The sequence below is a fragment of the Stenotrophomonas sp. PS02298 genome (assembly GCF_029959445.1).
Lineage (GTDB): Bacteria > Pseudomonadota > Gammaproteobacteria > Xanthomonadales > Xanthomonadaceae > Stenotrophomonas.
Genome location: NZ_JASCOR010000135.1, coordinates 1 through 11,811, shown reverse-complemented (window position 1 = coordinate 11,811; position 11,811 = coordinate 1). Strand labels below are relative to the sequence as shown.

Annotated in this window: 6 protein-coding genes and 1 pseudogene; 2 read left to right on the top strand and 5 right to left on the bottom strand. The window is 63.4% G+C overall.

Annotated features, from left to right (window positions below):
- Positions 1 to 162 precede the first annotated feature (162 nt).
- The 4 genes from QMX78_RS16535 to QMX78_RS16520 form a co-directional block, all read right to left on the bottom strand.
- Complete coding sequence (locus QMX78_RS16535) at positions 163 to 1,413, bottom strand: DUF819 family protein (protein WP_282271568.1); 1,251 nt, start codon at positions 1,411 to 1,413, stop codon at positions 163 to 165.
- Between the two features lie 304 nt (positions 1,414 to 1,717).
- Positions 1,718 to 2,968: a DUF819 family protein gene (locus QMX78_RS16530; protein ID WP_282271567.1), complete on the bottom strand. Its 1,251-nt coding sequence runs from the start codon at positions 2,966 to 2,968 to the stop codon at positions 1,718 to 1,720.
- Between the two features lie 329 nt (positions 2,969 to 3,297).
- Complete coding sequence (locus QMX78_RS16525) at positions 3,298 to 5,358, bottom strand: S9 family peptidase (protein ID WP_282271566.1); 2,061 nt, start codon at positions 5,356 to 5,358, stop codon at positions 3,298 to 3,300.
- Positions 5,359 to 5,848: 490 nt separating this feature from the next.
- On the bottom strand, positions 5,849 to 7,840 hold the full coding sequence (locus QMX78_RS16520; protein WP_282271565.1) for an oligopeptide transporter, OPT family: 1,992 nt from the start codon (positions 7,838 to 7,840) through the stop codon (positions 5,849 to 5,851).
- A gap of 192 nt (positions 7,841 to 8,032) precedes the next feature.
- Here QMX78_RS16520 and QMX78_RS16515 point away from each other — a divergent pair.
- Positions 8,033 to 9,186 (top strand): annotated as a pseudogene (locus QMX78_RS16515) (heparan-alpha-glucosaminide N-acetyltransferase domain-containing protein).
- Between the two features lie 58 nt (positions 9,187 to 9,244).
- A complete protein-coding gene (locus QMX78_RS16510) occupies positions 9,245 to 11,008 on the top strand; it encodes an oligopeptide:H+ symporter (RefSeq protein WP_282271563.1) in 1,764 nt (587 codons plus the stop codon).
- A gap of 49 nt (positions 11,009 to 11,057) precedes the next feature.
- On the opposite strand, the gene QMX78_RS16505 is transcribed toward QMX78_RS16510, so the two are convergent.
- Positions 11,058 to 11,603 (bottom strand): hypothetical protein, encoded by a 546-nt coding sequence (locus tag QMX78_RS16505; protein ID WP_282271561.1) that lies wholly within the window; start codon positions 11,601 to 11,603, stop codon positions 11,058 to 11,060.
- Between the last annotated feature and the right edge of the window lie 208 nt (positions 11,604 to 11,811).

Below are 11,811 nucleotides of genomic sequence, written 5' to 3'. Positions count from 1 at the left end.
CTGTAGTGCCGAGCCACGCTCGGCAGAGGCCTTACCGATAACCCCATTTGTAGGAGCGGCGTAAGCCGCGAAGCTGGTGTTGCTGCAGATCACGCCATCATCGCAATCGCATGATTTGTAGGTTTCGCGGCTTACGCCGCTCCCACAACACCAGCCAAAGGCTCAGGCGCCAGCCATCCACTTCAGCATCAGGCCAGTCATGTAGGCGATCACCGTGCCGGTGGCATAGCCCACCGTACCCAGCAGCACGCCCACCGGCGCCAGCGTCGGATGGAATGCAGCTGCCACCACCGGTGCCGATGCCGCCGCACCGATATTGCCCTGCGAACCAATGGCGAAGAAGAACAGCGGCGTGCGCAGCATCCGGCCAACCACGTACAGCAGGCCGATATGCACGCCCATCCAGATCACACCGAGCAGGAACAGCCAGGGGCGATCGGCCAGCGACAGTAGATCCATCTGCATACCGATGCAGGCAATCAGGAAATACAGGAACAAGGTGCCGATCTTCGATGCGCCCGCCGCTTCCAGGTTGCGCGCACGGGTAAAGCTCAGCAGCAGGCCGGCAACGGTGGAAAGCATCACCACCCATACAAATGACGAATCCAGCGAGGCCTTGCTGGCCCAACTGACATTGGCACCAAACCAAGCAGCCAGCGGCGTCGCCAGGGCATGCGCCAGACCAACAACACCCAGACCGACGCCAACGATCACCATCAGGTCGGTCAGGCTTGGATTGCGCGCACTCTTGGCTTCGTATTCGGCGATGCGACGCTTCATGTCATCGATGGCCGAGGTATCGGCACCGCTCTTGGCATCGATCGCCTGCGAGCGGCCAGCCAACCACAGCAGCACCGCCATCCACAGGCTGGCGCAGGCCACATCGACGACCGCGATCTGACCGAAGGTGGTCGCATCGACGTTGAAGGTTTCGCGCATGGCCGCCATGTTGGCGCCGCCGCCAATCCAGCTGCCGGCCAACGCCGCCATGCCGGCCCAGGTATCACCGGCCACGGTTTCCGGATGGATGAACTTCATCACCTGGAACGACACCGCCGCACCCAGCACGATGCCCACGGTGCCGGTGACGAACATCACCAGCAACTTGGGGCCGAGCCTGGCAATGCCTTTCAGGTCGATGGAAAGCGTGAGCAGAACCAGCGCCGCCGGCAGCAATACATCACGCGCGATCGGGTTGTAGAGCTTGGTGCCGTGGCCATCGATCAAACCGGTGGTGTTGTAAATGGCAGGGATGAAGTAGCACAGCAGCAGTGCTGGGACCCAGGTGAATACCTTCTTCCAGAGCGGGGTTGGGCCACTGGCCAACCAGAAGATCAGGGCCAATGTGGCAGCGATCAGGCCGAGGCCGACGATGTCATTGGTGATGAGCGCAGTATTGGGTTCGGTCGGCATAAGGCCTGTTCCTGTCGATCGAAGGGAAATAAAAACGCCACGTTGGTTACGTGGCGTGGGAGGATGGAGCCTAGCATGGTGGCGGACAGGGGTCTTGTTCAGCGAAAGCAGCGCTGCGCGCCTCCCCTCTCCCCAACCCCTCTCCCCAACCCCCGCTCCGCGCCCCGGCCCCTGCGCTGGCGCAAGGGGAGAGGAGCTCAGTGCGACCCGAGCGCTAGCAATATGTGCAACTGCAGTTGTGAAGCCCCTCTCCCCCCGGGAGAGGGGTTGGGGAGAGGGGAAGGCGCGCAAAACGCGCCGCTTCTCACCCAGCCCCAGCCATAGCCCGGAGCGTGATCCCCACCACATAGGCCGCACCGGTACCGACCGCATAGCCCAAGGTGCCCAGCAGCACGCCCACCGGCGCCAAGGCCGGATGGAAGGCGGTCGCCAGCACCGGCGCCGAAGCCGGCCCGCCGATATTGCTCTGCGAAGCAATGGCGAAATAGAAGAACGGCACCTTCAACAGTTTGCCAGCCAGCCACAGCAGCACGATGTGCACGCCGATCCACAGCACGCCCAGCGCGAACAACCACGGCTTCTCCAGCAACGCCAACAGATCCATCTGCATGCCGATGCAGGCGATCAGGAAGTACAGGAACATCGAGCCCCACTTCGACGCGCCTACGCCTTCCAGCTCGCGCACGCGGGTGAAGCTCAGGCCCAGACCGATGAAGGTCGCCAGCATCACCACCCACACGAACGGCTTGTCCATGCTCACCGAGCTGGACCAGCTGACGTTTGCGGCAAACCACTCGGCCAGCGGTGCGGCCAGGCCGTGCGCCAGTGCGACCGCACCGAAGGCCACACCAGCCATCACCATCAGGTCACCCAGCGTCGGAATGCGCGCATGCTGTGCCTGGTAGCTGGCCACGCGGTCACGCAGATCATCCAGCGCGCGTGTATCGGCGCCACTGCGCTTGTCCATGGCCGGTGCACGCGATGCAAAGAAGATCAGCACCGCCATCCACACGTAGCCGACGCCAACGTCCACCACCGCGAACTGGCCGAAGGTGGTGGCATCGACTTCGAAGATCTCCTTCATCGCCAGCATGTTGGCGCCGCCACCGATCCAGCTGCCGGCCAGCGCTGCCATGCCACCCCAGGTTGCCCCGGCTACCGTTTCTGGATGCAGCCAGGCCATTACCTGGAACGCGACCACCGCGCCGAGCATGATGCTCAGCACCGCCGCCACATACATCGCCAGCATCTTCCAGCCCAGGCCGAGGATGCCTTTCAGGTCGATGGACAGCGTCAACAGCACCAGCGCCGCGGGCAGGAACACATCACGCGCGATCGGGTTGTAGAGCTTGGTGGTTTCGCCGTCGATCAGGCCGACGGTGTTGTACACGCCGGGAATGAAATAACACAGCAGCAACGCGGGTACGAAGCTGTAGAACTTCTTCAGCAGCGGCTTGCTGCTGCCCGATGTCCAGAAAATAACGCCCAAGGTGGCGGCGATCAGGCCGAACACGATGATGTCATTGCTGATGAGTGCGCCTGTTGCGGCTGCCATCATCGTCTATCCCCTTGCATGCAGTGATTGCGGACAAGCCCCCCCTTGTCCACGTGAAAGAACCTGCCACTTGCGCAACTTCCTGATGAAGGAAGCTTGGTTCGTGCAGAACGTATGGATCCGGCAACTCCATCGCCCTCACTCCAACCCCTCTCCCGGAGGGAGAGGGCCATGAGCTTGCAACAATGTCCGCTGACCGCTCCCTTCTCCAACCCTTCCGAGAGAAGGGTCTGCCCCCCACGAAGGCAGGGGTACTCGAAGGGCGGAAGGGGGCGCTTCTTCGCTCCCAGAAAAAGAAAGGCATGCCAACGCATGCCTTTCTCCCAACATCATTCGCCGATGTGCTGCTTCAACCAGCCATTGACCGTGTCATGCCACTGCACGCTGTTATGCGGCTTCAGCACCCAGTGGTTCTCGTCCGGGAAGTACAGGAACTTGGACTCGATACCCTGGCGCTGCAGCGCGGTGAACGTGGCCAGGCCCTGCTCCACCGGGATGCGGTAATCCAGCTGGCCCTGCACCACCAGCATCGGCTTCTTCCAGTTGGCGACGTGGTTGACCGGGTTGAACTTCTCGTAGTTCTGCGGCACGTCGTACGGGGTTCCACCCTGCTCCCACTCGGTGAACCACAGCTCTTCGGTGGCATAACCCATGGCGCGCTGGTCGAACACACCGTCATGGTTCACCAGGCACTTCCACGGCTCGTTCCAGTTGCCGGCAATCCAGTTGACCATGAAGCCGCCGTAGCTGGCGCCCAGCGCACAGGCCTTGTCACCGTTGAGGAAGCTGTACTTCTGCTGCGCCGCAGCCCAACCCTTCTGCAGGTCTTCCAGCGGGCGATCGCCCCAGTGCTGGCTGATCGCATCGGTGAAAGCCTGGCCGTAACCGGTGGAACCGTGGAAATCGATCATCACCACCGCGTAGCCCTGACCGGCATAGGTCTGCGGGTTCCAACGGTAGCTCCAGCCATTGCCGAAGCTGCCCTGCGGGCCGCCGTGGATCAGGAACGCAACCGGGTACTTCTTGCCTTCCTGGTAGTTGTGCGGCTTGACCACGTAACCGTGCACGGTCTCGTCGTTCCAGCCCTTGAACGAGAACTGCTCGAAGTCACCGAAGTTCACGCCGTCCAGCATTTCACCGGCGCTCTGGGTGATGGCGCGCTGCGGTGCGCCGGCAACGGTGCTGCTGGTGAACACCTGGTCGCCGCTCTTCAGCGAGTTGCGGGTGAAGGCCAGCGCATCACCGGCGATGTCGAACGACGAGATGCTGCCCTCGCCCACCAGCTTGGTCGGCTCGCCGCTGGCGATGTTGACCGCGAACAGCGGGTGTTCGCCCATGTCCTGTGCGGTGGTGTAGATAGTCTGGCCATCGGCCGACAAGGTGATGCCATCGGCCGAACGGTCCCACTGCGCGGCGATCTCATTGACCTTGCCGCTGGCCAGGTCCATCGCCATCAGGCCGAAACGGTCAGCTTCGAAACCCGGGCGCTTCATCGCGCGGTAGAACAGGGTCTTGCCGTCGGCGCTGAACACCGGACCGGCATCCCATGCGGGGTTGGCAGCGGTCAGGTTGACCGGCGCCTGCTTGCCGGCAGCATCGAGCTTGTACAGGTCGAAGTTGGTCGACCACGGCTCCTTGCTGCCCTGCACGCGGATGCTGGCGACGACGGTCTTGCCATCCGGCGACCACACGAAGTCTTCATTGCCGCCGAACGGCTTGGACGGTGCATCGCCGGCCAGCGTCGCGCTGATCGCCGATGCACCCTTCACCGCAGCTGCGCCTGCCGCCGGCAGCGGGGCCACGAACAAGGTGTTGCGACGGCCGTCGGCCCAGGTATCCCAATGGCGCACGAACATGCTGTCGTAGACCTGGCCGCTGCTCTTGTCGGCCTTTTCCTTCTCAAGACGCTTGCTGGTGCAGGCCAGGTCCGAACCGCAGTCCTGGAACACGCCGGTGCTGAACAGCACGCGGTCGCCCTGCGGCGAGATGCGGTAGCTGTCCACGTCCAATGCGAAATCGGTGAGCTGGCGCGGCTCGCCGCCAGCCAGCGGCATCACGTACAGCTGCTGGCTGCCGTTCTTGGCGCTGAGGAAGTACACGTTCTGGCCTTCGATCGAGGCCGAATTGACGTTCCAGCCAACCGGGCTCAGCTGCTTCGGCGGTGCCATGTCACGGGTGCGCAGGTCACGGATCCACAGGCTGCTGCTGGCCTTGAGGTCGGCATCGACGATGCGCTTGGCGAACACCACCTGCGCACCATTGGCGCTGAGCATCGGCGCGGACGCGCGGTCCAGCTTGACCATGTCGCGGACTTCAAAACCGCGCGCACTGGCCAATGATGGCAAGGCGGCCAACAGGCACAGCGGCAACAGGGCGTGACGAAGCTTCATGGGCAACTCCCAGACAAAGGCAAACCCCGATGGTAGGCGGCCAGCCCACCCCACTGCAAAGGCTTGAAGTCATGCCCGCACAACCGCCGGAAACAGCAAAGCCGCCCAAGGGCGGCTTTGCTGGTATTGCCTTGCTTCGCTTCTGCCCAAGCCCCTCTCCTGCAAAGCGGGGTGAGAGGAGCAGCTTGCGAACCACAGGTTCGCTGCTCCTTGAACGCCCTTGCGCCGGCGCAAGGGCTGGGGCGCGGAGCGGGGGTTGGGGTGAGGGCGCTCTGGCTCTGGCTCTGGCTCTGGCTTCAAGCCCCCTCCCTTTGGCCGCAGGCCAAGGGGAGGGTTGGGGAGGGGTGCTTTGGCTTTGGCTTTGGCTTTGGCTCTAAAGCTTCAAGCCCACAGCCGAGTCAAAATCAAAAGCTCCCCCCATCCGCCCCTTCGGGGCACCTTCCCCCGCAGGCGGGAGAAGGGACAGCAGAGTCACCCGTCGAATCAGTCCTCAGGCCTTCGCCGCCGGCTCGCCCTTCTTGCCGATGCGGTACATCAGCAGGCCAACCAAGAACAGCACGAACAGACCCACCCAGGCCGACACGCTTGCCCAGGTATCGGCAAACCCGCCCAGCGGCAGTGCCAGTACGTCGCCCTGGCCGCTGACCACGATCGGCACCGCGATTGCGATACCCATCAAGGCCTCACCGGTGATCAGGCCAGCGGCAAACAGCACGCCCGGGCGGTGCACGCGGTCACGGCCTTCTTCGTCTTCGGCACGCAGCTTGTGGAAGCGCTCGACCAGATGGGCCAGCAGGCCGCCGAGGAAGATCGGCACCATCAGTTCCAGCGGCAGGTAGATACCGATGGCAGCAGCCAGCACCGGCACGCGGAAACGCTTGCCGGTCTTCTTCAGCCACTCGTCGACGGCGATGATCACCGCGCCAACGCCAGCGCCCAGCGCGATCATTCCCCACGGCAGTTCGCCACCGAACAGACCACGCGCAACCGAAGCCATCAGGTTGGCCTGCGGTGCTGCCAGCGAGTTGGGGTGCTCGGCGGTCGGTGCACCGATACCGTAGGCATGGGCCAGCAGGTTCAGCACCGGCGCCATGATCAGGGCGCAGGAGAAAGCACCGATGCCCAGCATCAGCTGCTGCTTCCACGGCGTCGCGCCGACCAGATAACCGGCCTTGAGGTCCTGCAGGTTGTCACCGCCGACGGCGGCAGCACAGCAGACCACCGCACCGATCATGATTGCGGCCACCGCACCCAGCGGAGCACCGCCAACGCCGACCGGAATCAGGCCGTCCTTGCCCAGCAGCAGCACCAGCACCACCGAGGCGAACAGGATGGTGGAAATGGTGATGCCCGAGACCGGGTTGTTGGACGAACCAATCAGACCAGCCAGGTAGGCCGACACGGACACGAACAGGAAGCCGGCGACGATCATGATGATGGTCATCGGGATCGACACGTGCCACTGGCCGACGATGGCCTGGTACAGGCCCAGCAGCGGCAGGGTGAAGGCGATCAGCGCGATCAGCATCCACTTCATCGGCAGGTCGCGCTCGGTCTCGGCCAGCGCCGGGCCACTGCTCTTGCGGGCAGCAGCGAAACCACTCTTGACGCCATTGAGCAGCGACTTGCGCAGCGAGAACAGGGTCCAGACGCCGCCGATCAACATGGCGCCGACGCCCAGGTAACGGATCTGCGAACCCCAGATGGCGAAGGCTGCTTCGGCCGAGCCGGCATTTGCCAGCGATGCGGCCAGGTCCGGGTTGCCGCCCAGGAAGAACGCCTGGTACAGCGGAATGGCGATGTGCCAGGACAGGATCGAGCCGGACACCACCACGATGCCGACGTTCAAGCCAACGATGTAACCCACGCCCAGCAACGCCGGCGACAGGTTGGTGCCGATGAAGGCAGTGATCTTGGAACTGCCGACATAGGCCGACTGCGCCCAGGCGTCCGGGAAGATGCGCAGGCCGGAGGCCGCTGCCAGCTTCACCAGACCACCGATGGCCGCCGAGATGCCGAGGATCTTCATGCCCGGACCCGGGTTTTCACCGGCCTTGAGCACTTCCGCCGCCGCCTTGCCTTCCGGGAAGGGAAGCGGGTCTTCGACGATCATCGAGCGGCGCAGCGGCACCGAGAACAGCACGCCCAGCAGGCCGCCGAGGCCGGCAATGCCCAGGACCCACCAGTACTTGAAGTCCGGCCAGTACCCCATGATCACCAGCGCCGGGATCGTGAAGATCACGCCGGCGGCAATCGACGAGCCGGCCGAGGCGCCGGTCTGGACGATGTTGTTTTCAAGGATGGTGCCGCCACCGAGCAGACGCAGCACGCCCATCGAGACGACGGCGGCCGGAATGGCGGTAGCGATGGTCAAGCCTGCGAACAGGCCCAGGTAAGCATTGGCGGCAGACAGCACCACAGCCAGCACGACGGCAAGAACCACCGCGCGGAATGTGAGCTGCGCAGGCGCAGCGTTGTTCATGGAAAGCCCTTGGATGGCAAAAAAACCTTCGCCACGCTAACGCCCGCTTAACGGCAAGTCCAGCCTGAACGCCACGTCGGCGCCCCGCAAGCCTGCAGTTCCACCAATCCGCACGCGTTGCAGGCCATATCGGCAAAGTCGCCCGCGCAGCTCCAAAGTGTTATGTTATATCTTTCCGTAAGATTTCCCCGCATGCCCCCTGCCCTGACCACACGCCTGGCCTCCATCGACCAGCTGTGCGGCACCGTGATGCTGCTGATGCTGATCGACCATGTCCGCGAGACCTTCTATCTGCAGCATCAGGTCAGCGACCCGATGGACGTCACCTCGGTTTCGCCCGCGCTGTTCAGCTTCCGCCTGCTGGCGCATCTGTGCGCCCCGGTGTTCGTGCTGCTCACCGGCCTGTCGGCATGGGGCTGTATGGTCAACGCCAGCCCGATCCGCGCCGCGCCACCGCCGCCTTCCTGCTCAAGCGCGGCCTGTTCCTGGTGGTGCTGGAGCTGACCCTGGTCAACTTCGCCTGGACCTTCCAGTTCCCGGCCAGCACGCTCTACCTGCAGGTGATCTGGGCCATCGGCCTGAGCATGATCGCGTTGGCCGGCCTGCTGTGGCTGCCGCGCACGCTGCTGTTGGCATTGGCGGTGGTCATCATTGCCGGCCACAACCTGCTTGATCCGCTGCAGGCCCAGGGCAACGGCGTGCTGGCGACGCTATGGAAGATCCTGCACCAGCGTGACTGGATCGAACTGGGCGACAGCCTGCGCCTGCGCACCTCCTACCCGCTGCTGCCGTGGATCGGCGTGATTGCCCTGGGCTACGTGCTGGGCCCCTGGTACGCCAGCAACCGCCCGGCGCCGCAGCGCCAGCGCTGGCTGCTGCTCACCGGCGCGGCGATGCTGATCGGCTTCGTGCTGCTGCGTGCCGCCAACATCTACGGCGACCATCCCTGGCTGCACCTTGCCGACCTCCAGCTGACGCTGATGAGCCTGCTCAATGTCACCAAATACCCGCCTTCGCTGCTGTTCCTGCTGCTGACGCTGGGTATCGGCCTGTTGCTGCTGCGCCTGTACGAGCAGCCACGCATCGCAGCGTGGTTGCAGCCACTGGCGTGGATCGGCGCGGCGCCGATGTTCTTCTACCTGCTGCACCTGTACGTGCTGAAGCTGCTTTACCTCGCAGCGATGGCGTATTGGGGCGCAAACCACGCGCCCTACTTCGCAGTCGAATCGGTGTCGGCATTGCTGTTGATCAGCGTGGCGCTCGCGGTGCTGCTCTACCCCGCCACCCGCGCTTTTGCCCGCTTCAAGGCACGCCGTCGCGACCTGGCCTGGCTGCGCTATCTCTGAACGCGCAGCACCGGGGCAGCGGTCCTATACTCGGCCGCTGTCCCACCCGGCACCACAGATGACTGGAACTGCATTGAGCCGCCCCCGCTCCGACGACTTCCTCGGCCACCCCAAGGGCGTCTACGTCTGCTTCTTCACCGAAATGTGGGAGCGCTTCTCCTTCTACGGCATGAAGGCGTTGCTGCTGCTCTATCTCACCAAGTACCACCTGTTCGGCGACAAGGCCGGGCTGGACCTGCTCGGGGCCTACGGTGGCCTGGTCTACTGCATCCCGGTGTTCGGCGGGCTGCTGGCCGACCGCTGGCTGGGCATGCGCAAGGCGGTGGTGTTCGGCGGCATCCTGCTGGTGCTGGGCCACATCGGCATGGCCTTCGAAGGCCACGAAGCGCACCGCGTAGCAGGCGAAGTGGTACGCGACGAAGCCGCGTTGTCGGTCACCTACCTGTCGCTGGCGCTGATCATCATGGGCGTGGGCTTCCTCAAGCCCAACATCTCCACCATCGTCGGCAAGCTCTACCCGGAAAACGACCCGCGGCGCGACTCGGGCTTCTCGCTGTTCTACGCCGGCATCAACCTCGGCGCCCTGTTCGCCTCCCTGGTCTGCGGTTTCCTCGGTGAAGCCTATGGCTGGAAGTACGGTTTCGGCGCGGCCGGCATCGGCATGCTGGTCGGGCTGGCGATGTTCCTGTGGGGCCAGAAGTACCTGCACGGGCATGCCGAGCCGGCACAACCGGAGACACTGCGTGAGCGCGTGTTCGGCGTGCCGCGCGAATGGCTGATCTACGGCGTTGCCATCGTCGGCATCATTCCGGTTGCGGCGCTGATGTGGGCTGCCGCGAACGGAGCCTTCGCACTGGGCGGCGAAATCAGCCTCGCGTTGATGCTGATGATCGTTGTGCTCGGCGGCGTGCTGCTGTGGTTCGCCTGGTTCACCGGCACACAATGCACACCGGAACAGCGCCAGCAGATGATCGCGCTGATGGTGCTGATCTTCATGGCACTGGTGTTCTTCACCTTGTACGAGCAGACCTATGGTTCGTGGGTCACCTTCACCGACCGCCTGCTGACCAAGGATCTGGTGCCTTCGCTGGTAATACGTGAAGGCACGCCGCTGCCGTGGTCGATCGTCTCGCTGCTGCTGGCGCCGCTGGGCTTCGTGGTCGCAGCACGCCTGTCTGATCGCAATCCGGCATCAAATGCACCACGCCTGCTGTTCGGCGTCATCGTTGTGGCGATGCTGGTGATGCTGGTCCGCGACTGCCTGGTGCTGCCGCAGAGCGCCGGTTCACTGACCTATCTGGGCGCGCTGTTCCTGGTGTTGCTTGCGCCCCTGTTCGCTGCACTGTGGGCATGGCTGGACAAGCGTCGCCTCGACCCGTCGAAGCCACTGAAATCCTCGTTCGGCCTGATGTTCGGCGCCCTGTCCTTCGTGCCCTTGGCGTTGGCAGCGCAGCAGGTGGGCGCAACCGGACAGATGGCCAGCGTGTGGTGGCTGGTGCTGGCCTACCTGATCCTGGAGATCGGTGAAATGTGCCTGTCGCCAGTCGGCCTGTCGGCCGTCACCCAGCTGGCGGCACCGCGCGTGGTCAGCCTGATGATGGGCACCTGGTTCCTGGCCACGGCATTCTCCGAGACGCTGGCAGCACTGTTCGGCAAGCTGGCCGCCATCGACGTACCCGAAGGCGAAGTGATGAACATCGCCGAGGCCGCTGGCCGCTACGAACACCTGTTCTGGCTGCTGATGTGGATAGGCCTGGGCTGCGCGGTAGTTGCCCTGATCTCCTCGCCGCTGCTGAAGCGGATGATGCACGGCGTGCGCTGAAACGGAATCTCCGACGAACAACCAATTCGCGGATGCAACCAAAGCGCACTCACACCGATACAGGCCTCTCATCCAGCGCAGCCCGCACCTGCGTGCAGGCCTGATCGAGCATGTGGATGAATTGCTGGCGTTGATACGCATCCAACGTCACTGACTGTCGGAAAGAAGATACCGCGTCACCCCAGTCCTCCAACGACTCATCGTTGTACAAGGCCTGATAGTCGTCCCATACACCGCCTGCACGCAGGTACAGCGTCTGCGCGAACAAATCCAGCGACTGTCCACCCGTAAGTATCAGGGGCCGACTGGTCTGGGTATGGCTCAATACCTGACGTAAGGCCTGGTCGTCGTTGAGTTGATTTCCCCATACATGACCGTTCAGATGCCGTCGCACGAAATCAAGAATCTGCGCATGATCATCTGAGAGACCATCGGCATAAACCTCGTCAGCCAACCGCAGATGCCGCCCGTCGAACAACCACTTGACCACCAGTGTGATTGCGGGCTTCACGTCGTTATGGATATTGGCCGGATCGAATGCGTGGTATCCGATGAACTCACGGTCCTGCACGATGCTCACCTGGATGGAGTCCACCCGTTGCTTCCTGGGGCAGAACCAGAGTTTGAACTCGGTATCGCAGGTCAACAGCTTTCTAAACAGATGCGAATCACCGTATGAATCGCCCAGGCTTTTGTAGACACTCTTCAGCCGTTTAGTGCGTACTGCCGTTCAAACTCTATCGGGGACAGGCCGCCATTGGAACCGTGTCGCCGTGTCGGGTTGTAAAACATCTCGATGTACT

Coding starts and splice junctions, on each gene's coding strand:
- QMX78_RS16535 (WP_282271568.1), bottom strand. CDS start 1,413: ATGCCGACCGAACCCAATACTGCGCTCATCACCAATGACATCGTCGGC.
- QMX78_RS16530 (WP_282271567.1), bottom strand. CDS start 2,968: ATGGCAGCCGCAACAGGCGCACTCATCAGCAATGACATCATCGTGTTC.
- QMX78_RS16525 (WP_282271566.1), bottom strand. CDS start 5,358: ATGAAGCTTCGTCACGCCCTGTTGCCGCTGTGCCTGTTGGCCGCCTTG.
- QMX78_RS16520 (WP_282271565.1), bottom strand. CDS start 7,840: ATGAACAACGCTGCGCCTGCGCAGCTCACATTCCGCGCGGTGGTTCTT.
- QMX78_RS16510 (WP_282271563.1), top strand. CDS start 9,245: ATGACTGGAACTGCATTGAGCCGCCCCCGCTCCGACGACTTCCTCGGC.